We start from the raw sequence: 25,367 nt of genomic DNA, 5'->3' as shown, positions 1-25,367 counted from the left end.
AATGGGTCGGACAGTTTGTTCATTTTCGGCTGTGGCTATTCCGCGCGCCGATTTGCTGATGGCCTGCCTGCGGACATGATTGGCGGCGTTACCACGCGAAGTGATGAAAAGGCCGCGGCGTTCGCTGCCCATGGGTTCAAGCCATTTATCTTTGATGGTACCAGCAACGGGCAGGGCATAGATGCTGCCCTGTATCGCACAACCCATTTGTTGATTTCCATTGCACCCGGTGGTGAAGACGCTGGCGATGCTGTGCTGCATTGGTACAAAAACGAGATCGTGCACTCGGCGCCGGCTTTGCGTTGGATCGGGTATCTTTCAACCGTTGGTGTATATGGCGACCACGCTGGTCAGTGGGTGGATGAGGACAGCGAACCGCAACCAGTTTCACGCAGATCGCAGCAACGCGTTGTGGCGGAACGCAAGTGGCAGGAAGCCGCAAAGGAGCGCGGCGTACCACTGGCCATTCTACGCCTTTCGGGAATATACGGCCCTGGCCGCAATGCCTTTACCAATCTGATGGAGGGCAAGGCGCGGCGTCTGATCAAACCAGGGCAGATATTCAACCGCATCCACGTCGATGATATTGCCGGAGTTCTGCATCTGCTGATGCGGGAGGATAAAGGCGGCATTTTCAACGTTACTGACAGCGAGCCGGCTCCGCCTCAGGACGTTGTGACATATGCCAGTGAGATGGCAGATATCATTCCGCCGCCAGAGCAGGATTTCGAAACGGCAGAGCTTTCGCCAATGGCGCGAAGCTTTTATGGCGAGAGCAAACGTGTTTCAAACCGCCGGGTAAGAGAGTTGGGTTACAAGTTCCGTTACCCGACCTATCGCGAGGGTTTGAGGTCGCTTTTCGAGGCCGGTGAGACGCAAAAAAGACCCTAGGTTGCTGAATTTCATATCGCTGCCGAACTTTTGCCTTATCTATCATGGATTTAGCCACCATCGAACGGCTGACGCCACGAGGGGGATGTCCTGCAAGGGCCACAACTCGGCATCTGTCCGTATGAAACGGCACAGGATACGGGGATTTGAGGAGTTTGGTTTTTGCAGCCGCGGTTGCAGCAATCGCAACGGCGACTGTTCCGGTAACAGCCTTGGCTGCCAACGGCAAAACGAGCTGTGGTCACGCATCATGGTATGCGCTGAAATCCAAAACGGCATCGGGGGAAATGATGAATCCGGCAGCCATGACGGCGGCGCACAAGACGCTGCCGCTGGGCAGCAAGGTCAAGGTCACAAACCTGCGAAATTCCAAATCGGTGGTTGTGCGGATTAATGACCGCGGACCGTTCATCAAAGGCCGGTTGATTGACCTTTCAAAGGGTGCTGCGCAGAAGCTGGGCTTTGTTGGTGCGGGTCATACAAGAGTCAAGATTGAGCCAGCGGATGGCTCTGGATCCAGAGGCTGCGCCTGAAGAATAGAGTCTTGCCTGTCAGGTATAAAACACAAATCAGCGGGTGAGCGTTAGAACAACGCTGCACTCGCTTCTTTATATCAACATCTGGTTCTGAAATGCCGGGTGACCAAATTTGAAAACGATCTGGTCACCGCGACTGCGCAATCCGGGCAAAAGCAAGTGCAGGTTTTGCCCGTGGACATGATGGAAAAGAAGCTCCGCGTGCATGTGCGGCCTGCTTTCTATCAGATGCCTGGACCTGCTGTTTCTGGCAGGATATCGCGGATTTTGAAGGCCACTTCAGTGCGGTTGGTTGCCTTGAGCTTCTTCATGATATTGCGGACATGAACCTTGACTGTGCTTTCACGCAGGTTCAGCTCATATGCAATGATCTTGTTTGCCTTGCCGCGACGCAGCGCATCCACAACCGCCATCTGGCGAGCCGTGAACATACCATTCACAGGACGTTCCGGTGTGTGGCCGGAGTCAATCATGGACTGCATGGCAAGAATGCTGCTGGCAGGTACAAATGCACCGCCGGCGAGTGTCAGCTCAATGGCTTCCACAGCAACGCCAATTGTCACTGTTGTCGGAATAAAGCCCTTGGCTCCGCATTCCAGCGCCTTGACGATCTGCTGCATTTCTTCAGTGTCGGCGATGACGATAACCGGCACAGGGCTGGCTTCGCTGACCACGCGGCTGATGTCTGCAGCAATGCCGAAATCGGTGATTTTTCTGTTGCCGATGTGCAGCAGAATAACCGCAGTTTCAGGATGGCGAGACTTTGCCTGCCGCCATGCGTCCAGATTGGAAAAAGACACAATTTCCAGATCCGGGCTTTGAGCGGAAAGGCTGCTTGCCAGGCACTGGCGTTCCAACTGGCGGCTGTCGATAATGACCACATGTGTGCGGTTCAAATCGGCATCGCGTCGGGCGTAGTAGCCACCATTGTGCTCGGACTGTGAATCATGCTCTGCGCCGTGGGATGCGGCGGAACGATACGAATGACGGTGTTGCAGGGCGACCGGCTCTCTTGACGAGCGGTCAGCACCTTGAATCTTATCCAACATTTCAAAACCTCCAAGTAAAAACTTATGTCAGCCCTTCGTCCAACTACAACGCCCGGTTAACACCGAAAAATGCATTCAGTTGTACGGCTCGCGAAAAACTCGAATGCGGGCCAATCTTTGCGGATACGAAAAAACAAATGCTTTGGTAATCTTCAGTGGGTAGCAGCTTAACTTAAAAGGAAGCGGCCCCCGTCGATGTATGTATGGCTACCCTCTACCGACGGTTGCGTAATTAACAAATGTTAAACCGGGATAAAAAATACAACGGGAAGTTGTTAAATCTTGTTCATATTTGTGGCGGAAATTCTCTTGGAACTTCAGTGAACTGCCGGGAAAGATGCTTGTTTTTACGCCTTTTGCATGAGGTTTATTACCTCAGTTTATGCATCAAACAGCATCTTTATCACCCATATGATTCCGCAGAATCCATAACCAGAAGTATGGATACTCCGATCTGAGAGTCAAAAGAAAATTCGGATGTTTGCACCATCTTTTGAACGTGCAATCAACCAATGGGTGCTTAAGACGAATCACTTGACGAAGGGGCGGCTTAAAAAGGCTGAGCCCAGCATGCCAAAACGCCTCGGCATATCCACCGCTTTCGTGATGCCAATGCGCGGTCCAATCAAAAGTTGAGGTGCTACTTCCGGCATTGATAAGGCAAAGCCGTCGTCAGCACCCGCACATTGCGCAAAAACCGGCAGGTCGTTGTGCCGGATATCGATGCCCATCGCCTGGGCCAGACGCCCTGGCCCGGAACACAGTTGCCGAAGCTTCTCGATTTTGCGCCGCTCCTGCATCAGGTTCAGTCCCGATGTCGGCTCGATGGCACGGATCAGGACGGCGCTGCCGGGTGATGCAGCATCGCACACGAAGTTCAGGCACCAATGTACCCCGTAGCATCGATAGACGTAGGCCCGACCAACCGGTCCGAACATTGGCCTGTTGCGTGCGGTTGGTCCGCAAAAGCTGTGAGAGGCGGGGTCAAGCCGATCATAGGCCTCCGTCTCAACGATAATACCGCCCACTCCACCTATGGACAGTGTCGCGCCAATCAGGCCAGCCGCTGTGGTTTCGGCATTCTCAGCAAAAATCTCATTCAATGTCATGCGGTTCAACCTTGCAGTCATGCTTTCAGCCAGCTATCGGGTCATCTTCCAGAACATTTTGCTTTTGATGCAGCAATGGGGGCTTGGCATGCCATTTAGCAGGATTTTTGTTGTTAACGGTCCCAACCTGAATTTGCTCGGCCAACGTGAGCCGGGAATCTACGGCGCCAAAACCCTGGCCGATATTGCCGCCGATTTGGTGGAGCGTGCTGCCGGACGCGTGGAACTGGAGTTCAGACAGTCCAATCATGAGGGCGATCTGGTCGGCTATATTCACGAGGCTGGTCTGGAAGGTGCCGGGGTCATTCTCAACGCCGGGGCCTACACACACACCTCCATCGCGCTGGCAGATGCCATAAAGGCAGCTCACGCGCGGGTGGTGGAAGTGCATCTTTCCAATGTCCACGCTCGGGAGGCGTTTCGTCACCATTCCTATTTGTCGCCGGTTTGTGTCGGCGTCATCGCCGGCTTTGGCGACCGCTCTTACCACCTGGCGCTGGAAGCTCTTCTTGAAATGCAGTCCTAGAAGCATTTTGTGCTTGTGGAGATGCGGTTTCTGCACTCTTTTGTAGGCAATGGGTTCGACACGACTTATGCTGAAACAGGACGATGCGACGAGAGAAGTAGCAATAGAGTGTCAGGTGATCGAACAATCGCATGACACTTTATAGGGCCTGAGAGAACTGTGGAGTAAGCCATGATCAAAGACATTGTAGTCCATCTGGATGGCACAGAGCGTGATGAAGACCGCCTGGCGCATGCAGAGTTGATGGCCACAAGTTTTGATGCACACTTGCTGGGCCTTTTCACAAACCTGATTGAAATCGGCTATATTGCAGCGGACCCTGTCGGGGCATCGGTTGAGATTGTGGCCGGGGCCATTGAAGAGGCCAGAAATGCGGGTGACGTCACCGAGGCACGTCTGCGCGCCCGGCTTCAACAGCTATCCTGCCTGAACGAGTTACGCCGGTTTGATGGCACGGATGGTGAGTTGCGCGAGCATGCGGCGGCGGCTGCACGCACAAGCGATATATTTGTTGTCAGCCGGCCGCTGGGTTCTGATGAGCAGATGTGGCCGGGCCTTTTTCAGGCAGCTTTGTTCTCTGGCGGGCGCAGTGTTTATGTTGTGCCACCGTCTGTTGCCCCGAAACCCATTCGCACGGTGGTGGTTGGCTGGCGCGACAGTCGTGAGGCAACCCGCGCACTTTACGAGGCAATGCCAATTCTGAAACAGGCCGAGCGGGTTATTCTGGCCTCGGTGGGCGACGAACACCGCTTTGCTGAAAATGCCGACATTGCCCGCCATCTGGCGCGCCATGGTGTTGCGTTTGAGTTGAAAGAGCTTGCTGCCAAGGACCGTGTTTCGGAAGTGCTGCTGGACGAGTGCGCCGAGTCGGGAGCTGACCTGCTGGTTATCGGTGCTTACGGCCATTCCCGTTTCTGGGAATGGGTGCTGGGCGGCACGACACGCAACATATTGACCATATCTGCGGTGCCTGTTTTGCTGGCACATTAAAACTGGTTGCACGGCATAGTTCGCGCAGAAGTTCGGCGATTAAATGGTAAGCTTCAGAAATCGTTTAACTTTTCGTGCAATGCAACAAAATGAACGTTCGTTCGATATGCCCCTTGCGTGCATTTTCAACTTGGAGTGAAATACCCGGCGTGGCTTTTGAAGCCACGTTCAACGGGGAGATCGCTTCGATGATACGGATGAAAACGCTTCTGGCGGCCACGGCAATAGGTCTGGCGCTGGGTACTGCGGCGCAGGCTAAAACTCTGGTTTATTGTTCCGAAGGATCGCCAGAAGGCTTTGATCCTTCGCTCTATACGGCAGGAACGACGTTCGATGCCTCCGGTCACCCGATCTACAACCGGCTGTCCGAATTCAAGAAGGGCACAACGGAAACTGAGCCGGGGCTCGCGGAGAGTTGGGAAATTTCGGATGACGGGCTTGAATATACGTTCAAACTGCGTCCCGGAGTCAAATTCCACTCCAATGCTGATTTCACTCCGACACGCGACCTGAATGCCGATGACGTGGTTTTCTCGTTTGACCGGCAGGGCAACACGGAAAACCCGTATCACCAGTATGTCAGTGGCGCTTCATGGGAATATTACAATTCCATGTCCATGCCGGAGCTGGTGCAGTCGATCGAAAAAGTGGATGACCTGACGGTTAAATTCACCCTCAAAGAGCCGAATGCACCGTTCATCGCCAATCTGGCAATGCCATTCGCATCCATCATGTCAAAGGAATATGCCGACAAGTTGCTTGAAGCGGGCAATCAGGCGCAGCTCAATCAGGCGCCGATTGGCACAGGGCCGTTCCAGTTTGTTGCCTACCAGCCGGATGCGGTTATTCGCTATCAGGCATTTGCCGACTATTGGAACGGGAAACAGCCGATCGATGATCTGGTTTTTGCAATTACCACTGACGCTTCCGTTCGTCAGCAAAGATTGCTGGCGGGTGAGTGCCATGTCATGGCGTTCCCCAACCCGGCAGATCTGGACTCGCTGAAAGCCAATCCGGACCTTGTTATGCTTGAGCAGGAAGGGCTGAACATCGGCTATTTCGGCTACAACACCCAGCAGCCGCCGTTTGACAAGGCAGAGGTGCGGCGCGCGCTGAACAAAGCCATCAACAAGGAAGCCATTATCGAGGCCGTCTATCAGGGTGCGGGCGAGGTGGCCAAAAATCCGATCCCGCCTACCATGTGGTCCTATGATGAGGATACGGTAGATGATCCTTACGACCCGGAAGCCGCCAAGGCAGAACTGGAAGCGGCAGGTGTTTCCAACCTGTCGATGAAAATCTGGGCCATGCCGGTTTCACGCCCCTACAACCCCAATGCGCGGCGTATGGCCGAACTGATCCAGTCCGATCTTGCTGCAGTCGGCGTTCAGGCGGAAATTGTCTCCTATGAGTGGGGCGAATATCTGGACCGTTCCTCGCAGGTGGATCGTGACGGCGCCGTGCTTCTGGGTTGGACGGGCGACAATGGTGATCCGGATAACTTCCTGGCGGTTCTGTTGGGTTGTGATGCGGTGGGCGGCGCCAACCGTGCGCAATGGTGCAATGAAGAGTTCAACGATCTGGTCCAGCGAGCCAAGAGCCTGTCATCTCAGGAAGAGCGTGCGGAGCTTTACAAACAGGCACAGGTTGTCTTCAAGCGTGAGGCACCCTGGGCAACAATCGCTCACTCGGTGGTTTATGTTCCAACGCGCAAAAATGTCACCGGCTTCGTTCAGAGCCCGTTGGGCGACATGACGTTCGATGGCGTGGATCTGACCGAATAATCGCCCATCATTTTGCAAAAGAGCGGCCGGTGTATTGGACATCGGCCGCATCACTTCCAGATGCACAATGAAGAGCAACGAGCCGATCATCCGGTTTCGTTGTGAAAGACGCGCTTGAGCATTTGCCGTGGCGCCATTTTGCTTCCACGGAAAGACACTGCGACCAAACAAGAAGTCAGGGCGTTCAAGTGATCGAATGATCACATCGACCGCGCTGACGGGACGGTAGAGCATTTTTGCAGTCCAGCAGAAATGCTCTGGAGCGGAGGGCCATGTTTCGATTTCTGATCTCGCGGGTTGGAGTGTTGATTCCAACTTTCATCGGGGTGGCCATCATCGCCTTCTCGTTTATTCGGCTGTTGCCGGGCGACCCTGTCATGCTGATGGCTGGCGAACGGGGCGTTTCACCTGAACGACATGCGCAGCTTTCGGCGCAGCTCGGTCTCGACCAGCCGCTATACATCCAGTTCTGGTACTATCTGCAAGGATTGTTCCAAGGCAATTTCGGGACATCCATTGTCACGCGACGCCCGGTGCTGGACGAGTTTCTCAATCTGTTTCCGGCCACAGTCGAATTGTCGCTTGTGGCCATAACACTTGCCATCGTCATTGGCGTGCCGGCTGGAATATTTGCAGCTATCAAGCGCGGTTCCTGGCTGGATCAGTCGATCATGGGGGTGGCGCTGGTTGGCTATTCAATGCCGATCTTCTGGTGGGGCCTGCTGCTCATCATCTTTTTTTCCGGCACATTGGGCTGGACACCCGTGTCTGGCCGAATTTCGCTTTTGTATTTTTTCCAACCGGTCACGGGCTTCATGCTGATAGACAGTCTGCTGGTTGGTCCGGCAGGGTCGTTCAAATCCGCTGTCAGCCATCTGATCCTTCCAAGCCTGGTGCTGGCGACAATTCCGCTGGCAGTTATTGCGCGGCAAACGCGCTCGGCAATGCTGGAGGTGTTGAGTGAAGATTATGTTCGCACAGCACGGGCCAAGGGTTTGTCCGGGTTCCGGGTTGTCGGCATTCATTCCTTGCGCAATGCGCTGATTCCGGTCGTCACCACCATTGGCCTGCAAGTTGGCGTTCTGCTGGCAGGTGCCATTCTGACCGAAACGATTTTCTCGTGGCCGGGCATCGGCAAATGGATGGTGGATTCGGTTTTCCGGCGGGATTATCCGGTCGTTCAGGGCGGATTGCTGCTGATTGCCATTGTTATCATGATCGTGAATTTGCTGGTTGATCTGACATACGGTCTGATCAATCCGCGAGTCCGGGCAAGCTGAGGATTATTGCCATGAGCCATATTGAGGCACAGGAATCCGAGGCACTGGTCGGATCAAATATTCTGACGCCGCCACCGCCGCCCAATGTGCGTCGGGAAATGTTTCGGGAATTCTGGTACTATTTCTCCAGCAACAAGGGCGCGGTTGTCGGCCTGATCATCTTTGCTCTGGTGGTGCTGATCGCCATTTCCGCGCCACTGATAGCTCCGCACAATCCGGTTGCGCAGAACCGGTCGGCGCTGTTGCTGCCACCTTTCTGGATGACTGGCGGGCAGTGGGCGTTTCCGCTGGGCACGGATGCTGTCGGGCGCGATATCCTGTCCCGGTTGATCTACGGCGCGCGTTATTCACTTTTTATCGGCCTGTTCGTCGTGACCCTGTCGGTTTCAACCGGCATCGTGATTGGCATGATTGCCGGTTATGTGCGCGGTTTCGTCGATACCGTGATCATGCGGCTGATGGATGTTATTCTGGCGTTTCCCTCGCTTCTGCTGGCACTTGTGCTGGTCGCGGTTCTCGGCCCCGGGCTTACCAATGCCATGATCGCCATTGCACTGGTGCTGCAACCGCATTTTGTTCGTCTCACACGCGCTTCCGTGCTGGCAGAGCGCGAGCGAGAATATGTAACAGCCGCGCGCGTGGCCGGGGCAGGGCCACTGCGGTTGATGTTCAAAACCATTTTGCCGAATTGTCTTGGTCCGTTGATCGTGCAGGCCACATTGTCCTTTTCCAACGCCATTCTGGATGCGGCGGCACTGGGCTTTCTGGGCATGGGTGCGCAACCCCCAACTCCGGAATGGGGCACAATGCTGGCTGAAGCGCAGGAATTCGTGCTGCGCGCATGGTGGGTCGTTACATTTCCCGGCCTGGCAATTCTGATCACTGTTCTGGCCATCAATCTGGTTGGTGATGGCCTGCGCGACGCGCTTGACCCCAGAATGCGGAAAGGCTGAACCATGGCCCTGTTGGAAATTCGCAATCTGAGCGTCGAGTTTGAAACCGTCACCGGCAGGTTCCGTGCCGTGGATGGCATCGATCTTTCGGTGGAAAAAGGCGAGGTGCTTGCCATTGTCGGTGAATCCGGCTCCGGCAAGTCCGTGGGAATGCTGGCCGTGATGGGAATATTGCCCGCCAGCGCCCATGTCACCGCTGACCGGATGATGTTTGATGGCCGTGATCTTCAAAACCTGACATCGGCCCAGCGTCGTGAAATTGTCGGGCGGGATATGGCCATGATTTTTCAGGAGCCGGGAGCCAGCCTGAATCCTTGCTTCACTGTTGGCTTCCAGATCATGGAGGTCTTGCGCATTCACATGAAGCTGGGTCGATCCGCGCGTCGCAAGCGGGCAATTGAACTCCTGGAAGCGGTGGGGATACGTGATGCGGCAGACCGGCTTTCCAGCTTTCCGCATCAGATGTCTGGCGGACAGGCGCAGCGCGTCATGATTGCCATGGCGATTGCCTGCAACCCCAAGCTGTTGATTGCTGATGAGCCGACAACGGCGCTGGATGTGACGATTCAGAAGCAGATTCTGGACCTGTTGATGAAAATGCAGGCGGACCAGGGCATGGGCCTTATCATGATCACTCACGATATGGGGGTGGTGGCTGAAACAGCCGATCGGGTTATCGTGCAATATAAGGGACGGAAGATGGAAGAAGCCGACGTCCTGTCATTGTTTGAAAATCCGCAAAATCGCTATACGCAGGCGCTGCTTTCCGCTTTGCCGGAAAATGCCACGGGTGACAGATTGCCCACAGTTGCCGACTTCATGGCAGAGGAGGCCATGTGATGGCTCAGATTGCGCTTGAGGCCAGCAATATCAAACGGGATTACCACGTGTCGCGCGGGATATTTGGCGGCACAAAAACAATTCACGCCGTGCGCGGCATCAGCCTTTCGTTGCAAAAGGGCAGGACGCTGGCGATTGTCGGCGAATCCGGGTCTGGCAAGTCAACGCTGGCGCGCATCCTGACGCTGATTGATGCCCCGACCAGTGGCACTCTGGCCATTGACGGCCAGCCATTGGACATCGCCAAAACCGGCATCACCCGCGACATGCGGCGAAAAGTGCAGATGGTGTTTCAAAACCCGTACGGCTCGCTCAATCCGCGCCAGAAAATCGGCGATGCTCTGTGTGAACCACTGTTGTTGAACACGGATGCCAACAAGGCAGAACGGCGCGACCGGGCAATGCGCATGCTGGTCAAGGTCGGCTTGCTGGAAGAGCATTACAACCGCTATCCGCACATGTTTTCAGGTGGGCAGAGGCAGCGGATAGCGATTGCCCGGGCATTAATGCTGTCTCCGGGCCTTCTGGTGCTGGATGAGCCGGTTTCTGCGCTGGATCTGTCCGTACAGGCGCAGATTCTGAACCTGTTGGCCGATTTGCAGGACGAATTTGATCTGACCTATGTGTTTGTCAGCCACGACCTGTCTGTCGTGCGCTACATCGCAGATGAGGTGATGGTGATGTATCTGGGCGAGGCGGTTGAGTATGGCACGCGGGAGGCGGTTTTCGCCGATCCGCAACACGCCTATACACGGACCTTGTTTGCTGCCACGCCCAAATCCGATGTTGAAAGCATTCGAGCCAGACTGGCGGCCCGTCGGGCGGCCTAGAGCATTTCCGGTTGAAGCGGAATCGCTTCAACCTCAGGACAATGCGACAAAACAAAGAGTTTCAGCATTTCCGGTTGAGGCGGAATCGCTTCAACCTCAGGACAATGCGATAAGACAAAGAGTTTCAGCATTTCCGGTTGAAGCGGAAACGCTTCAACCTTAGGACAATGCGACAAAAACAAGAGTTAGACCGTATCTGGTGATCCGGAGATCGCCTGAAACGGTCTGAGCTCTGGTCGTTACAGCTTGGCGGCAACAGCCTCGACGGCTGACTTGGTGGCGGCCGCAACCCTGTCGGCTTCTTCCTGTGTCAGGCAGAAAGGTGGTGCAAAGCCAAGAATGTCGCCCTGCGGCATACCACGGCCGATCACGCCACGCTCAAACAATGCGGCGGCAATCTGCGGGCCAACCTTGAGCGCGGGGTCAAAGAACACGCGGTCATCACGATCGGCAACAAATTCAACAGCAGCCAGCAGGCCCTCGCCACGAATTTCGCCAACAATCGGGTTGCCGGCCAAAGCATCATTCAACGCAGCGCGAAGATATGTGCCGGTTTCGCCGGCATTTTTCACCAGGTCCAGCTTGTCGATCAGCTCAAGGTTGGCAATGCCCGCAGCGGCGCAAAGCGGGTGCGCGGAATAGGTCCAGCCATGGCCAATGACGCCAAGCGAGTCAGAGCCCTGAACCAGAACCTGCCAGACCTTGTCGGAAACGATTGTGCCGGAAAGCGGCAGATAGGCAGAGGTCAGACCCTTGGCGATGGTGATCAGATCGGCTTCGATGCCGTAATGGTCAGAACCGAACATGGAACCCAGACGGCCGAACCCGGTCACGACCTCGTCAGCCACCAGCAGCACATCGTACTTCTTCAACACAGCCTGGATTTTCTGCCAGTAGCCTGCCGGTGGTGGCACAATGCCGCCGGTGCCAAGAACAGGCTCGCCAATAAAGGCGGCAACTGTGTCCGGGCCTTCTGCCAGGATCATCTCTTCCAGCTTGTCGGCGCAATGCTGCGAAAACTGCTCTTCGCTCATCGAAAGGTCAGCGCGGCGATAATAATACGGCGCTTCCGTATGAAGAATGGGCGCGCGGGGCAGGTCGAATGCGTTGTGGAACAGCTCCAGGCCTGTCAAAGACCCGGTCATGATGCCGGAGCCATGATAACCCCGCCAGCGTGAAATGATCTTCTTCTTTTCCGGGCGACCCAGAACGTTGTTGTAGTACCAGATCAGCTTGATATTGGTTTCGTTGGCGTCCGATCCGGAAAGGCCGAAATACACCCGGCTCATATTGGCCGGTGCCCGGTCGATGATCATTTTGGACAGGCGGATTGACGCTTCTGAACCATTGCCCGCATAGGAATGGTAATAGGCCAGCTTGTGGGCCTGTTCGGCAATGGCGTCGGCAATTTCAGTGCGGCCATAGCCGACATTCACGCAATACAGGCCGGCAAACGCGTCCAGGCTCTCCTTGCCGGTGCTGTCAACAATGGTTGCGCCCTTGCCGCCCGCAATAATCCGGTTGGGGGATTCGCCACGGGCATGCATGCCCATATGGGTGGAAGGGTGGAAGAAATGATCGCGGTCGTAAGCGGTCAGTTCATTGTCGCCGATGTTCTGGTCCAGCATGGTTCGCCAGCCTTTCGAATTGTTGTCAAATTAGCAAATGCAGTCATTTGGAGGGGTGGAACGCCTCAGCCAAGGTCAAGGCAGACATATTTGATGTCTGTGAAGGCTTCGAGCCCGTGCCGCGAACCTTCCCGGCCAAGGCCCGATTGCTTTACGCCGCCAAAAGGAACAGGCGCACCGGTGATTTTGACGCGATTTACGGCCACCATTCCATATTCCAGTGCCGCGCTCATCCGAGCGATGCGGGCGGCGTCGCGGGTGACCAGATATGCCACCAATCCATACTCAGTGTCGTTTGCCTTGTGCAGCACTTCATTTTCACTGTCAAACACTGTCAGCGCGGCAACCGGGCCAAAGGTTTCCTCGCGCATGATCAGCGCGTCATCGGGCACATCCACCAGCACAGTGGGTGTAAAAAACAGTGGTCCGTGGTCTGAAACATCTCCACCCGCCAGCACACGTGCGCCGCGCGTCTGGGCATCGCGCACCTGCTCGCCCACCTTATCCACCGCGCGTTGATGCATCAGCGGGCCGATGTCCACCTTGTCGGTCAAGCCATTGCCAAGCTTCAGCGCCCTTACACGCTCTGCAAAAGCGGCAGCAAATTTTTCATAAATCGGGCGTTGAACATAAATGCGGTTGGCAGCAAGACAGTCCTGGCCGGACGTGGCAAATTTTGCGTCAATGGCAATGTTGACCGCACGGTCAATGTCAGCATCGTCAAATATGATCAATGGCGCATTGCCGCCCAGTTCCATAATCAGCCGTTTGACAGTCGGGGCGCATTGGGCCGCAATCAGCCGGCCAATTTCGGTAGACCCGGTGAAACTCATGGCTCGCAACCGGTGATCTGCGCACATGGTGCCCACAATTTGCGACGCGCTGCCGGTTATGATGTTCAGGACACCGGCAGGAAAGCCGGCACGCTCTGCCAGTTCGGCCAGAGCCAGAGCAGAAAACGGTGTTTGTGATGAAGGATGTGCGACAATGGTGCAGCCCGCGGCAAGTGCCGCAGCGGCCTTGCGCGTCAACATCGCCGATGGAAAATTCCATGGCGTTACAAGGCCCACGGCACCAAGCGGCGTGCGCGAAATGCTCATGGCTGCGCCAGGCAGGTGGCTTGTGACGCTTTCCACGGCAATTCGTTTGGCTTCTTCGGCGTAGTACTGCACGAAAGAGGCCGCATAATCGATTTCGCCAGCCGACTCTGCCAGTGGCTTGCCCTGTTCAAGGGTCATCAGCAGCGCCAGATCGTCTTTTGCTGCGACCATCAACTCGTACCAGCGAGTCAGAATGGCGCCGCGTTCCTGGGGCAGCATTGCCTGCCAGCCAGCCTTTGCCTCATCCGCTGCATCAATGGCAGCGGTTGTTGCAGAAGGCGAAAGCGCGGCAACAAACCCCAGAGACTGGCCGGTTGCCGGGTCGTTCACCTCAAAGGTTGCGTCGTCAGAATTTGCCGTCCAGCGCCCGTTAATATAGGCCAACTGGCGAAAGAGCCGCCGGTCAACAAGGCGATCCAATGCGGGGTGAAAGTCCTGGCGGGCAACACATGCGCTCATTGTGACAACCTATCTTTTGGCTTGCGGCAGACAGGTTCATCATACAAAGCATGGTCGCGCGTTTTGGTCTGATCTTGCAGTTGCGTGAAGAGAGTCTCTCTTCATTGCGAGGATGCGCTAGAGACAATCTCCTAAGGTGAAAGATTCAGTCCAGATCTTTGCGATACTGCAGGAAGCCCGACCGGTCGGCCACCTGATCATACAGCTTCATGGCAGCACGGTTGGTTTCGTGAGTGAGCCAGTAAACGCGTGACGCGCCTGCCTTTGCCGCTTCCGAATAGACAAAATCAATCAGCCGCCGTCCCAGACTTTTGCCGCGTAAGCCCTCTGCCACAAACAAATCCTGCAAGTAGCAATAATCGCCGGTGGTCCAGGTGGAGCGATGGAAAATGTAGTGCACCAGCCCCAGTGCCTTGCCGTCCTCGATCGCCAGCGCAGCAAACATCGGCTCTGTCGGGTCCAGCAGGCGCTCAAACGTCTTTTCCGAAACATCTCGCGGAATCTCTGCTTTGTAGAAGCGTTGATACCCCTCCCACAAGGCCAGCCACTCTTCCTTGTCTTCTGGTCGGATCAGTCGGTTCATTTGCATCTCCATGCCAATCGAGGGGCAGAATTACTCTTTTGCGGCAAGCAATTCTACCGGGGCATCCACATCCTCTTTAACAGTCCGGGTAATGATATATGTGAAATAGCGGCTGATGCCGATTTCCCGCTCCAGCCAGTTGTCGAGCAAGCGCTGATAGGCGTCAATATCCGGGCAAACCACCTTAAGTATATAGTCAACGCCGCCACCCACCGCCCAGCAGGAAACAACGGGCAGGCTTTGCCGCATGGCCAGCTCGAACCGGTCAAAATCGATCTGCCGGTGATTGCCTAGGGTGACCTCCACCAGCACCGCGGTAACCGGAGCAACCAGCCGCAAATTCAACCGCGCCTGATATCCGGCAACAATGCCGGCCTTTTCCAGCCTTTTCAGGCGCATCCAGCAGGGTGTGGGAGACAGCCCGACACGCTCTGCCAATGCCAGCTTGGTAATCCTGCCTTCACGCTGGATTGCGGACAGGATTTTCAGATCAAGAGCGTCGAGTTTTGGTCCGTTCATGCTTGTTCCTGCTATTTTGTGTGTTTTACGCGGTGCGGGAAGTTTTTTCCAATTGTGAATTGTTATGATTTCGGCAAAAATGTTTTCATGACAATGTGGTTCATTGATTCTGAAGCCCTGCGCAGGCCCGTCTATCTTTCGCTTGCAGACCAGATTGCAAGAGCGATAGGGGATGGACGCCTTGCGGCCGGCCTGCGCCTGCCGCCGCAACGCATCATGGCCGATGAATTGAAGATTTCGGTGCAGACCGTCAGCCGCGCCTACGAGGAATTGATCCGCCGGGGTCTTATATCGGGAGAGATCGGCCGCGGCAGTTTTGTGCGAGCGGAAAAGCCGGAAGGTTCACTGCCTTACATTCCTGAACGGCTGGGCGAAATCGTAGACCTTTCTATTCTGAAGCCGGTCTGTGAGCCAATGCACCTTGAAAAGATGCAGACGGCATTGGTGGATCTGGCGGCAAATCTACCGCCATCCAGTGTGTTGTCATTTCGGCCGAATGTCGTGTTTCCTCGCCACCGGCAAGTGGCGGTTGACTGGTTGCGGATGTGTGGCCTGGAAGTGCAGGCTCCCAATATCTGCATTTCCAACGGTGCCACCGCGGGAATGACCACGGCACTGATGAGTGTTGCCACACCAGGTTCGACAATTGCGACTGAGGCGATCGGCCACCATACGCTGGTTCCTCTGGCGTCGTATCTTGGGCTCAATCTTGCAGCGCTGGAAATTGATGATGAGGGCATTATCCCGGAAGCGCTGGACGCAGCCTGCCGGTCTGAAGTGGTGCGCGCCGTGTTTGTGCAGCCTACCGTTATCAACCCTACAGCTTCGCTGATGGGCGAAAGGCGGCGCGCCCAACTGGCGGAAGTGGCGCGCAAGCACGACATCAGCATTATTGAAAATGATGTGCTGGGGCCACTGATTGAAGACCGCCCGCCGCCTCTGGCTGCCTTTGCGCCCGAACGCACGCTTTACGTCACCTCTTTTACAAAGACCGTTCTGCCGGGCCTGCGCACCGGCTATCTGGCGGTGCCGGACAGAATGCTGTCGGCGGTGATGAACCGGCATCTTGTAACAAACTGGATCGCCACTCCGCTGATTGCCGAACTGGCAACGCGCTGGGTGGTGGATGGCACGGCCGCAGAACTGGTGCGTTGGCAACGACAGGCTTTGCGTCAACGCCAGCGCCTGGCTGCGCAGGAACTTGCCGGCATCCATTACCGCGCGCATCCCGAGGGGCTGCATCTGTGGATTCCGCTTGCTTCCGTGCAGGAAGAGGAATTGTTCGTTTCTCAGGCGCGGTTGCGCGGTGTGGCCATCGCACCCGGGCGATCATTCCAGACAGGCTCTATCAGTCAGCCAGCGGTTCGAATTTCAGTTGGCTCAACCTCAGAGGCAGAGTTGCAGGCTGGTCTGAGGGTGGTGGGCAATCTTCTGCGTTCTGCGCCGGAACCTTTGCTCCTGGCGATTTGAGCACATCTGCCAAATTGTTATGCAGTGCGAGCTGACAATGTGCACATTTGATTAAATTGTCATGATTTAATTTTCTCAATTGACATGATTTGCATCCCGTTCCATCGTTGGGCCAATCAGGAATTGCAAAACTGGAACGTGATATGCCTCAGCCAATTATACAATTGGAAGGAGTGACCAAGCGGTTCGGTGAGTTGACCGTTCTGGATGAATTGAGCTTTGATGTCATGCCGGGCGAGAAGTTGGCTTTGATCGGCCCTTCCGGATCGGGCAAGACCACCATTCTGCGTGTGTTGATGACGCTGGAAACGCTGACGGCCGGTCATATCAAGGTCGATGGCGATTACCTGTTTCATATGAAAAAGCAAGATGCCCTGATCCCCGCCGATGAACGGCATCTGCAGAAAATGCGCGCCAATATCGGCATGGTTTTTCAGCACTTCAACCTGTTTCCTCACAAATGCGTTTGCGACAACGTAACGCTGGCTCCTGTTTTAACGCAGGGTGCCAATCCGCAGGCTGCAAAAAAGCGCGCAATGGAGCTGCTTGAGATGGTTGGCATGGCTGAAAAGGCCAAGTCGATGCCCTCTCAATTGTCCGGTGGGCAAAAGCAGCGCGTGGCTATTGCTCGCGCCCTGGCCCTGAATCCGAAAATCATGCTGTTCGACGAAGTGACGTCAGCGCTTGATCCGGAACTGGTCGAGGAGGTTCTGAATGTCATGCGTATGCTGGGCCGGGAAACCGACATGACCATGTTGCTGGTAACGCATGAAATGAGCTTTGCGCATGATTTCGCCGATCGTGTGCTGTTTTTCGACAAAGGGCGCATCGTTGAATCCGGACCTCCGGATGAGATTTTCACCAATCCTAAGGAAGAGCGCACCAAGGCTTTTCTTCGCAAGGTCGTTGCGGCGGGCCAGCGCGTCTGATCCGGCTGTTTTAACTCTTTGTTTTTACGCAATTTCGCTGAAATTGCCCCAGGGGAGTGACGTCAATGAAACCATCTCTTATTCGCAGCGCTTTGCTTGGCGCTTCTGTTGTGGTGCTGGCGCTTGGCGCGCAGACTGCATCAGCGCAGGAAGCGCTGGATACGTTGAAACAGCAGGGCTTTGCCCGCATTGCCATTGCCAATGAGCCACCTTTCACTGCGGTGAACCCGGATGGCAGCGTGTCTGGTGCAGGGCCGGACGTGGCGCGTGCGGTGTTCAAGCGTCTTGGTGTGGATGATGTGGTTGCATCCATATCAGAATATGGCGCCATGATCCCCGGCCTGCAGGCGCGCCGGTTTGATGCGGTAACAGCCGGTTTGTTCATGAAGCCGGAACGGTGCGCGGCAGTGGCTTATTCAGAGCCGATTCTGTGTGATGCCGAGGCGTTTCTGCTGAAGGCGGGAAACCCGCTGAACCTGCGCACCTATAAGGACATTGCCGACAATGATCAGGTGCGGATTGGCGCACCGGGTGGCGGTACCGAAGAACGACTGGCGCTGGAAGCCGGAGTGCCGCGCGACCGTGTGATCGTGGTACCTGATGCGCAAAGCGGCATCACCATGCTGCAACAGGGCCGCATTGAGGTGTACTCCCTGCCTGTTCTGTCGATCAACGCGCTGTTCACGCAGGCCAATGACAGCAGCCTTGAGGTTGTTGCTCCGGTAGAGGGTGCGCCTGTCTACTGCGATGGTGCGGCATTCCGCAAAGACCAGACCGATCTTCGCGATGCGTTTGATCGCGAACTGGCGGCGCTCAAGGAATCCGGTGAATTTGCATCCATCATCGAGCCTTATGGTTTCTCCGCTGCTGCTGCCATCGGCACCAATCGCGAAGCCCTTTGCGCCCAGCAGTAAGGCAACCTGCAATCTGGTCGGAGCCTGAAGCATTTTCTGTTGAAGCGGCATCGCTTCAACATGAGGACAATGCGACAAATCAAACAGTTAGAGCGTTTCAGGTGATCGAATGATCACCATGAAACGCTTCAAATCTCCGGCCAGTTTTACGGATCAAGGCTTGTTTTTATGGAAATGTGGCTTGGCTATCTCCAGCTGATTCTTCAAGGCGCGGTCGTCACCATCAAGCTGACGGTCTACGGCTGCGCCTTTGCGCTTGTGGTCGCGTTCATTGCCGGGCTTGGCCGCGTTTCCAGCAATTGGCTCATTCGGGCCGTGGCCACAACTTATGTCGAATTCTTTCGCGGCACATCGATCTTTGTCCAGCTTTTCTGGGCTTATTATGTGCTGCCGCTGATGGGCATTACGCTGACAGAAATGCAGGCTGGTGTTCTGGCTCTCGGGCTGAATGTCGGCGCATATGGCGCAGAAGTGGTGCGCGGCGCTGTGCGGGCCATTGGCCGCGAGCAGCATGAGGCATGTGTGGCATTGAACCTGACGAAATGGCAATCCATGCGTCATATCATTCTGCCACAGGCTTTTGTGGTCATGCTGCCAACCTTTGGCAACAACGCCATTGAACTGTTGAAAGCCACGGCGATCGTGTCGCTGATTTCACTGGCTGACATGACGTTTCAGGCCCAGGTTGTGCGCTCGCAAACGGGCAACACAGCCATTCCGTTCATAACAATTCTCCTGCTCTATTTCGCCATCGCCTCCGTAATCTCCTTCGGTGTGCGGACTTTGGAAAAGCGCCTCTCTCGGGGTCTGGACGGGGTGAGGGCCTGATCGATGGAATGGGATTGGAATTTTACCTGGCAGATCATGCCCACGCTTCTGGAAGGCGTGAAGATCACCATCATCGCAACTTTGCTTGGTTTTGCGCTGGCTGCGGTTCTGGGTCTCGTCATTGCGGTTGCGCGGCGCTCGCGCCATCGCTGGCTGGCCAGAAGCGTATCGGGCTTCACCGAATTTGTGCGTGGCACCCCGTTGCTGGTGCAGCTTTATTTCCTGTTCTACATTTTGCCGGAAGCCGGGGTTACGCTGGCGCCATTGGTCGCCGGTGTTATCGGGCTGGGCGTACATTATGCCACTTACACAGCCGAAGTGTATCGCGCCGGTATAGACAATGTTTCACGCGGCCAGTGGGAAGCGGCAAAGGCCTGCAATCTTTCAGAAGGGCAGACATGGCGGCATATCATTCTGCCGCAAGCCATTGCGCCCATGGTGCCCGCGCTTGCCAACTATCTGATAGCGATGTTCAAGGAAACGCCATTGCTGTCGGCAATCACCGTTCTGGAACTCATGAACCAGGCGCGCTCGATTGCCAACTTCAACTATCGTTACATTGAGCCAATCACACTGGTTGGCGCATTCTTTCTGGTCATTTCGCTCATTGCCGTGGTGGGCGTGCGCTTTCTCGAGCGCCGCTATGGCAAGGTTGCCTGATCATGGTCGCAATCACAAAACTGGAAATACCACTGGGTTTTGATCAGCGCGCTGTTCGCAAGCGCATCGGCCTGATTGTGCTGGCAACAGACCACACGACCGAGGCGGATTTTACCCGGCTTGTGGCATCCCCAGAGGTGGGAATTTACGGCGCTCGCATTGCCTATGCCAACCCGACCACGCCGGAAAATCTGCGCGCCGCCGCGCCGCGGCTGGCACAGGCGGCAGCCTTGCTGCTGCCGGATGAGGAGCTGGATGTCATCTGCTTTTCCTGCACTTCAGCCTCAGTCGTCATCGGTGATGACGCCGTGGCCAAGGGCATCGGCCTGGGCAAACCGGGCGTGCCCGTCATAACGCCGCCCTTGGCCGTGCAGGCAGGCCTTAACGCCATGGGCGTTCGCCGTATCAGCGTTTTGACACCCTATACCGTGGAAACCAGTGTGCCGATGGCGAGCTATTTTGCCGACAAAGGCTTCGAGATAGCCAGCTTCAGTTGCCTGGGTCTGGATGATGACCGGTTGATGGCGCGACTTTCACCCCAGACACTGGTTGAAGCCGCAGTGGCCGCAATGGCGGATGATGCCGAAGCGTTGTTCATATCCTGTACGGCGCTGCGCTCTGCCGCACTGGTAGAAACCGTTGAGCAGCGTATTGGCAGGCCGGTGATCACCAGCAATCAGGCAACAGCATGGGCTTGTCTGGCGCAATGCGGCGTTGCTGCTCCTGCAAATGCTGGCAGGCTGATGCGTCTGCCGATGGCAAAGGTGGCATGAATGATTGAGTTGGCAGATATTGAGGCCGCGAGGCAGCGCATAGACGGAAAAGTGCGTATAACACCGGTGGATGAGTCAGAAAGCCTGACAGCACGGTGCGGCGTGCCAGTTCATTTGAAACTGGAGCACAGGCAGTTGACCGGTGCGTTCAAGTTGCGCGGTGCCATGAATGCGGTTGCAAAACTGAACGCTGAGGAACGTGCACGCGGCGTTGTTGCAGCATCAACCGGCAATCATGGCAGGGCATTGGCTTATGCGGCAGCGCAAAGCGGCGTCCGTGCCATCATCGCCATGTCTGCGCTTGTGCCGCAGAACAAGGTTGCTGCCATTCGTGCGCTTGGGGCTGATGTTCGCATCATTGGCCAAAGCCAGGACGATGCGCAGGAAGAGGTTGAGCGGCTAATTCGTGAGGAAGGTGTGGTGTCGGTGCCGCCATTTGACCACGCCGATATCATTGCCGGGCAGGGCACGATCGGTCTGGAGATAGTGGAACAGGTGCCGGATGCAGCCCTGGTTCTGGTGCCGCTTTCCGGTGGTGGGCTGATTTCAGGTGTGGCGGCTGCCATCAAGGCGTTGCGGCCAGATGTCCGGGTGGTTGGCGTTTCCATGCAGCGCGGCGCGGCCATGGCGGCCAGTCTGGCAGCAAGGCAGCCTGTGGCGGTGGAGGAGCTTGCAACGCTGGCCGATTCATTAGGTGGCGGAATTGGCCTTGCCAACCTCCACACTTTTGAGATGACGCGGCAATTGGTTGACGATGTGGTTCTGCTCACCGAAGCCGAAATCGCCGCGGGAATTCGCCATGCCTATCTGGAAGAGCGCGAGGTGGTTGAAGGCGCTGGAGCGGTTGGCATCGCCGCGCTTCTGGCGGGCAAAGTCACAAGCAGGGGGCCCATTGTGGTGCTGATGTCAGGCCGCAACATCGACATGGCCTTGCATCAGCGCATTGTCGCCGGAGCCAACGCGCTGGAGGAAGCTGTGTAATGCCCGAAATGCTGATTTTGACGCAACGTGAACTGGCCGATCTGGTGCCGTTGGACCTTGATGCGGTGAACACGGTTGAAGCGGCGTTTGTTGCCCTTGCCGAAAAGCCCGTTGTCATGCCGCCAATTCTGCGGCTCGACATCGTGGAAAACCGGGGCGAGGTGGATGTTAAGACCGCTTATGTGCCTGGGATCGACAGTTTCGCCATTAAAATCAGTCCCGGGTTTTTCAACAATCCTGCATTGGGCCTGCCAAGCGTCAACGGAATGATGGTGCTGCTGTCGGCCCAAACCGGGTTGGTTGAGGCGCTGCTGCTGGACAATGGCTATCTGACCGACATTCGCACGGCAGCGGCCGGTGCGGTGGCTGCACGCCATATGGCGCGTGCTGATGCCAAAAGTGTCGCCGTTTTTGGTGCTGGTGTGCAGGCGCAATTGCAGTTGCAGGCTTTAATGCGGGTGCGCCCGATTGAGAAGGCCACGATCTGGGCGCGCGACCACGCAAAAGCTCTCAGCACTGCAGCACTGTTGGCGGAGCGGCTGAAGATTGATGTGTCCGCTGTCGAGCAGCCGGAGGCCGCGGCAGCCATGGCGGATATCATCGTGACCACAACTCCGGCAGAAGAGCCCATTCTGAATGCAGAATGGGTGCGGGCAGGGACGCATATCACCGCCATGGGGTCGGACGCTGAACATAAGAACGAGATTGATCCCCGGTTGCTGGCGATGAGCCATTATGTGGCGGACCGCTTGTCACAAACCCGAATTCTGGGCGAGCTGCACCATGCCATTGCGGCAGGGGCGATGCGCTCTGACCATGAGTTTCCTGAACTTGGCGCGGTGGCGGCCGGAAAAAGTGCTGGCAGGTTGGATGCCGCCTCCATCACCCTGGCGGACCTGACCGGAACCGGAGTTCAGGACACCGCAATTGCCACCCTTGCCCATGCTCGCGCCAGGCGAGCCGGGGCAGGAACCGTGTTTGCTAGCTAAGATCCTTTCAACAGGTGAAATATGACAGAGCCAGTGCTCAACTTTACCCGCGCCGAATATGCCGCGCGGCTGGAAAAAACCCGACAAGCCATGGCAGCGGCCGGGATTGACGTTCTATACGTCTCTGATCCCTCCAACATGGCATGGCTGACCGGTTATGACGGGTGGTCATTCTATGTGCATCAGGGTGTGATCGTGCCGCCTTTCGGCGAACCGATCTGGTATGGCCGGGGGCAGGATGGCAACGGGGCCAAACGCACCAGCTATCTGGCGCACGACAACATCATTGGCTACGCCGATCACTATGTTCAGTCGATCGAGCGGCATCCGATGGATTTTCTGTCATCCATCATTGCGGACAAAGGCTGGGGCAAACTCACCATCGGCGTCGAGATGGACAATTACTGGTTTTCCGCCGCTGCTTTTGGATCGCTGACCCGGCATCTGCCTGATGCGAAATTTGTGGATGCAACTGCGCTGGTCAACTGGCAGCGTGCGGTCAAAAGCCCGCAGGAACTGGACTATATGCGCATTGCGGCGCGCATCGTAGAGGCCATGCACCAGCGCATTGTCGAGCGGATAGAACCGGGCATGCGCAAATGCGATCTGGTGGCGGAAATCTATGATGCCGGCACCCGAGGCATTGACGGTTTTGGCGGCGACTATCCGGCCATTGTGCCATTGCTGCCTTCAGGCATTGATGCGTCTGCCCCGCACCTGACATGGGACGACAAGCCCATGAAGCTGGGAGAGGGCACATTTTTTGAAATTGCCGGCTGCTACAAGCGCTATCACTGCCCGCTGTCCCGCACCGTATTTCTGGGCAAGCCGACACAGCAATTTCTGGATGCGGAAAAGGCCACTCTGGAAGGCATGGAAGCGGGGCTTGCTGCGGCAAAGCCGGGCAATCGCTGCGAAGATATTGCCAATGCGTTTTTTGCCGTTCTGAAAAAATACGGCATCACCAAAGACAATCGCACAGGCTATCCAATCGGGCTTTCCTATCCGCCAGACTGGGGCGAGCGCACGATGAGCCTGCGCCCCGGCGATAAAACCGTGTTGCAACCGGGAATGACCTTCCATTTCATGACCGGGCTTTGGCTGGAAGACATGGGGCTGGAGATTACAGAATCGATTGCGATTACGGATGATGGCGTTGAAGTGCTGGCCAATGTGCCGCGCCAGCTTTTTGTGAAGGGCTGAGGCATGTCCGGCATAGTCGAACTGCCGCCTTCGCCCATCAGCGCAACAATTGATCTGCAAGCCCGTGGTGTTCACCACGGGTTTCTGCGGCTGCCTTACAGCCGCGATGATTCCGCCTGGGGATCTGTGATGATTCCGTTGACAGTCGTGTGCAACGGAAATGGGCCAACCGCGCTGCTGACAGGCGGCAATCATGGCGATGAGTATGAAGGTCCCGCAGCCCTGTTTGACCTGGCGCAGGGGCTGCGTGCGGAGGATGTGTCGGGCCGGGTGATCATTGTTCCTGCGATGAATTACCCGGCATTTCTGGCTGGAGCCCGCACATCGCCCATCGACAAGGGTAACCTCAATCGCAGCTTTCCCGGCCGGCCGGATGGCACGGTTACCCAGAAGATTGCCGACTATTTTCAGCGTTATCTGCTGCCAATGGCCGATATAGTGCTCGACTATCATTCGGGCGGGCGCACGCTGGATTTTGTGCCGTTTGCCGCAGCGCATATTTTGCCGGACAAAACGCAGGAGGAGGCGGGATTTGCTGCCGTTGCTGCCTTTGGCGCACCCTATTCAATGCGCATGCTGGAAATTGATGCGGTGGGAATGTACGACACTGCCGCCGAGACAATGGGCAAGGTGTTTGTAACGACAGAGCTGGGCGGCGGTGGTACGGCAACAGCCAAAAGCATAGGCATTGCCAGACGCGGTGCGCTGAATGTGCTGCGCCATGCCGGAATTTTGCAGGGCAGCGTTGAAACGCAGCCGACCCAATGGCTGGATATGCCGGGCACGGAGTGCTTCACTTTCTCAGAGAGTGAAGGGCTGCTGGAGCCGCTGATCGATCTGGGAGAACAGGTTCGCAAGGGCGATGTGCTGGCTCGTGTCTACCAGACAGGCCGCACCGGTGTGGCGCCGATAGAATTCCGCGCCGCGCTTTCCGGCATATTGGCCGCGCGGCATTTTCCCGGGCTGGTCAAATCCGGTGATTGTGTTGCGGTGATCGGGACGCTGTAATCACCGCGGACTTTCGGGTAATTCCGAAGAAAAGGGTGGGGCGTTGTTCGCCCCACCCTTTTTGTTTTCGCAACTGCTGCGGTTCTTTGTTCGGCCGCATTGTCCTTGGTTGAAACGATACCGTTTCAACCGTAAATGCTCTTGTTTGTTTGCCGCATTGTCCTTTGGTTGAAACGATACCGTTTCAACCGGAAATGCTTAGAACTGGAAGCGCAGGGCGGCGTTGACGCCGTGATCCTGCGCCCCATCACCAAACTGGCCATTGTAGCTGATGCCCAATGTCGCCTTGTCGCTGATGTCCATGTCAAAGCCCAGTTCAACAGCCGCCGCATCTTCTGCAATCGGCGTCGCCAGAACCGCAAAGTCACCGCCATTGGTGAAGCTGACATTGGCATTGGGATCAACATCGCCGAAGGCATGCCGCCAGCCGATCATGCCGGTAAAGGTGATCGGACGATCATTCAGGGTCAACTCATGCGACGCGCGCAGACCCAGCGTGGTGAAGGTGGTGCTGGTGGTGTCCGACGCGCTGGTC

26 protein-coding genes are annotated in these 25,367 nt (G+C 56.2%); 19 read left to right on the top strand and 7 right to left on the bottom strand.

Annotated elements, in window-relative coordinates; genetic code table 11:
• The first annotated feature begins 75 nt into the window (after window positions 1–75).
• On the top strand, window positions 76–891 hold the full coding sequence (locus tag FPY71_RS17500) for an SDR family oxidoreductase (protein WP_425457915.1): 816 nt from the start codon (window positions 76–78) through the stop codon (window positions 889–891).
• A gap of 155 nt (window positions 892–1,046) precedes the next feature.
• The gene (locus tag FPY71_RS17495; RefSeq protein WP_246160723.1) at window positions 1,047–1,424 is read left to right on the top strand and encodes a septal ring lytic transglycosylase RlpA family protein; all 378 of its coding nucleotides are present in this window, start codon (window positions 1,047–1,049) and stop codon (window positions 1,422–1,424) included.
• Window positions 1,425–1,651: 227 nt separating this feature from the next.
• Here FPY71_RS17495 and FPY71_RS17490 read toward each other — a convergent pair whose 3' ends face one another.
• On the bottom strand, window positions 1,652–2,476 hold the full coding sequence (locus FPY71_RS17490) for a response regulator transcription factor (RefSeq protein WP_149301638.1): 825 nt from the start codon (window positions 2,474–2,476) through the stop codon (window positions 1,652–1,654).
• A 530-nt stretch (window positions 2,477–3,006) separates the two neighbouring features.
• Window positions 3,007–3,585 (bottom strand): DNA-3-methyladenine glycosylase, encoded by a 579-nt coding sequence (locus FPY71_RS17485; protein WP_246160704.1) that lies wholly within the window; start codon window positions 3,583–3,585, stop codon window positions 3,007–3,009.
• Window positions 3,586–3,673: 88 nt separating this feature from the next.
• Between FPY71_RS17485 and aroQ the strand changes: the two genes are divergently transcribed.
• The 7 genes from aroQ (at window position 3,674) to FPY71_RS17450 (ending at window position 10,788) form a co-directional block, all read left to right on the top strand.
• Window positions 3,674–4,111, top strand: coding sequence for a type II 3-dehydroquinate dehydratase (gene aroQ / locus FPY71_RS17480; RefSeq protein ID WP_149301636.1), 438 nt, complete (start codon window positions 3,674–3,676; stop codon window positions 4,109–4,111).
• A 171-nt stretch (window positions 4,112–4,282) separates the two neighbouring features.
• Complete coding sequence (locus FPY71_RS17475; protein WP_149301635.1) at window positions 4,283–5,101, top strand: universal stress protein; 819 nt, start codon at window positions 4,283–4,285, stop codon at window positions 5,099–5,101.
• A 188-nt stretch (window positions 5,102–5,289) separates the two neighbouring features.
• Entirely contained in the window at window positions 5,290–6,885 is a 1,596-nt protein-coding gene (locus tag FPY71_RS17470; protein ID WP_149301634.1) for an ABC transporter substrate-binding protein, read from the top strand.
• A gap of 272 nt (window positions 6,886–7,157) precedes the next feature.
• A complete protein-coding gene (locus tag FPY71_RS17465; protein WP_149301633.1) occupies window positions 7,158–8,165 on the top strand; it encodes an ABC transporter permease subunit in 1,008 nt (335 codons plus the stop codon).
• Window positions 8,166–8,263: 98 nt separating this feature from the next.
• On the top strand, window positions 8,264–9,118 hold the full coding sequence (locus FPY71_RS17460; RefSeq protein WP_246160721.1) for an ABC transporter permease subunit: 855 nt from the start codon (window positions 8,264–8,266) through the stop codon (window positions 9,116–9,118).
• Window positions 9,119–9,121: 3 nt separating this feature from the next.
• The gene (locus FPY71_RS17455) at window positions 9,122–9,958 is read left to right on the top strand and encodes an ABC transporter ATP-binding protein (RefSeq protein WP_149301631.1); all 837 of its coding nucleotides are present in this window, start codon (window positions 9,122–9,124) and stop codon (window positions 9,956–9,958) included.
• Entirely contained in the window at window positions 9,958–10,788 is an 831-nt protein-coding gene (locus FPY71_RS17450) for a dipeptide ABC transporter ATP-binding protein (RefSeq protein WP_149301630.1), read from the top strand. The genes FPY71_RS17455 and FPY71_RS17450 overlap by 1 nt, the downstream gene beginning before the upstream one ends.
• 239 nt (window positions 10,789–11,027) lie before the next feature.
• Here the strand turns inward: FPY71_RS17450 and FPY71_RS17445 are convergent, their stop codons facing one another.
• The 4 genes from FPY71_RS17445 to FPY71_RS17430 all read right to left on the bottom strand — a co-directional run bounded on the left by FPY71_RS17445 (window position 11,028) and on the right by FPY71_RS17430 (window position 15,077).
• Window positions 11,028–12,416, bottom strand: a complete 1,389-nt coding sequence (locus tag FPY71_RS17445; protein ID WP_149301629.1) for an aspartate aminotransferase family protein — start codon at window positions 12,414–12,416, stop codon at window positions 11,028–11,030.
• 65 nt (window positions 12,417–12,481) lie between these two features.
• Complete coding sequence (locus tag FPY71_RS17440; RefSeq protein WP_149301628.1) at window positions 12,482–13,975, bottom strand: NAD-dependent succinate-semialdehyde dehydrogenase; 1,494 nt, start codon at window positions 13,973–13,975, stop codon at window positions 12,482–12,484.
• Between the two features lie 145 nt (window positions 13,976–14,120).
• Complete coding sequence (locus FPY71_RS17435) at window positions 14,121–14,558, bottom strand: GNAT family N-acetyltransferase (RefSeq protein ID WP_149301627.1); 438 nt, start codon at window positions 14,556–14,558, stop codon at window positions 14,121–14,123.
• Window positions 14,559–14,588: 30 nt separating this feature from the next.
• A complete protein-coding gene (locus tag FPY71_RS17430) occupies window positions 14,589–15,077 on the bottom strand; it encodes an Lrp/AsnC family transcriptional regulator (RefSeq protein ID WP_149301626.1) in 489 nt (162 codons plus the stop codon).
• Between the two features lie 87 nt (window positions 15,078–15,164).
• Between FPY71_RS17430 and ehuR the strand changes: the two genes are divergently transcribed.
• The 10 genes from ehuR (at window position 15,165) to doeB (ending at window position 24,832) form a co-directional block, all read left to right on the top strand.
• Entirely contained in the window at window positions 15,165–16,547 is a 1,383-nt protein-coding gene (gene ehuR, locus FPY71_RS17425) for a MocR-like ectoine utilization transcription factor EhuR (RefSeq protein ID WP_149301625.1), read from the top strand.
• A gap of 143 nt (window positions 16,548–16,690) precedes the next feature.
• Complete coding sequence (ehuA, locus tag FPY71_RS17420; protein WP_149301624.1) at window positions 16,691–17,476, top strand: ectoine/hydroxyectoine ABC transporter ATP-binding protein EhuA; 786 nt, start codon at window positions 16,691–16,693, stop codon at window positions 17,474–17,476.
• A gap of 65 nt (window positions 17,477–17,541) precedes the next feature.
• The gene (gene ehuB / locus FPY71_RS17415; protein WP_149301623.1) at window positions 17,542–18,390 is read left to right on the top strand and encodes an ectoine/hydroxyectoine ABC transporter substrate-binding protein EhuB; all 849 of its coding nucleotides are present in this window, start codon (window positions 17,542–17,544) and stop codon (window positions 18,388–18,390) included.
• A 168-nt stretch (window positions 18,391–18,558) separates the two neighbouring features.
• Window positions 18,559–19,218 (top strand): ectoine/hydroxyectoine ABC transporter permease subunit EhuC, encoded by a 660-nt coding sequence (gene ehuC, locus FPY71_RS17410; RefSeq protein WP_149301622.1) that lies wholly within the window; start codon window positions 18,559–18,561, stop codon window positions 19,216–19,218.
• Between the two features lie 3 nt (window positions 19,219–19,221).
• A complete protein-coding gene (ehuD, locus tag FPY71_RS17405) occupies window positions 19,222–19,878 on the top strand; it encodes an ectoine/hydroxyectoine ABC transporter permease subunit EhuD (RefSeq protein ID WP_149301621.1) in 657 nt (218 codons plus the stop codon).
• 2 nt (window positions 19,879–19,880) lie between these two features.
• On the top strand, window positions 19,881–20,651 hold the full coding sequence (gene eutA / locus FPY71_RS17400) for an ectoine utilization protein EutA (RefSeq protein WP_149301620.1): 771 nt from the start codon (window positions 19,881–19,883) through the stop codon (window positions 20,649–20,651).
• A complete protein-coding gene (eutB, locus tag FPY71_RS17395) occupies window positions 20,652–21,632 on the top strand; it encodes a hydroxyectoine utilization dehydratase EutB (protein ID WP_149301619.1) in 981 nt (326 codons plus the stop codon).
• Window positions 21,632–22,621 carry an ectoine utilization protein EutC gene (eutC, locus tag FPY71_RS17390; RefSeq protein ID WP_149301618.1) on the top strand — a complete coding sequence of 330 codons (990 nt, stop codon included), beginning with the start codon at window positions 21,632–21,634 and terminating at the stop codon, window positions 22,619–22,621. Before eutB ends, eutC begins: the two co-directional genes overlap by 1 nt.
• A 21-nt stretch (window positions 22,622–22,642) precedes the next feature.
• Entirely contained in the window at window positions 22,643–23,824 is a 1,182-nt protein-coding gene (gene doeA, locus FPY71_RS17385; RefSeq protein ID WP_149301617.1) for an ectoine hydrolase DoeA, read from the top strand.
• A 3-nt stretch (window positions 23,825–23,827) separates the two neighbouring features.
• The gene (gene doeB / locus FPY71_RS17380; RefSeq protein ID WP_149301616.1) at window positions 23,828–24,832 is read left to right on the top strand and encodes a N(2)-acetyl-L-2,4-diaminobutanoate deacetylase DoeB; all 1,005 of its coding nucleotides are present in this window, start codon (window positions 23,828–23,830) and stop codon (window positions 24,830–24,832) included.
• Window positions 24,833–25,030: 198 nt separating this feature from the next.
• On the opposite strand, the gene FPY71_RS17375 is transcribed toward doeB, so the two are convergent.
• On the bottom strand, window positions 25,031–25,367 hold a 337-nt coding region (locus FPY71_RS17375), incomplete at its 5' end, for an autotransporter outer membrane beta-barrel domain-containing protein (RefSeq protein ID WP_149301615.1).

This window comes from Aureimonas fodinaquatilis, assembly GCF_008369445.1.
In the GTDB taxonomy this organism is placed as follows: domain Bacteria; phylum Pseudomonadota; class Alphaproteobacteria; order Rhizobiales; family Rhizobiaceae; genus Aureimonas; species Aureimonas fodinaquatilis.
Note: the sequence above shows the minus strand (reverse complement) of the source record. Positions and strands in the feature narration are given on the sequence as shown.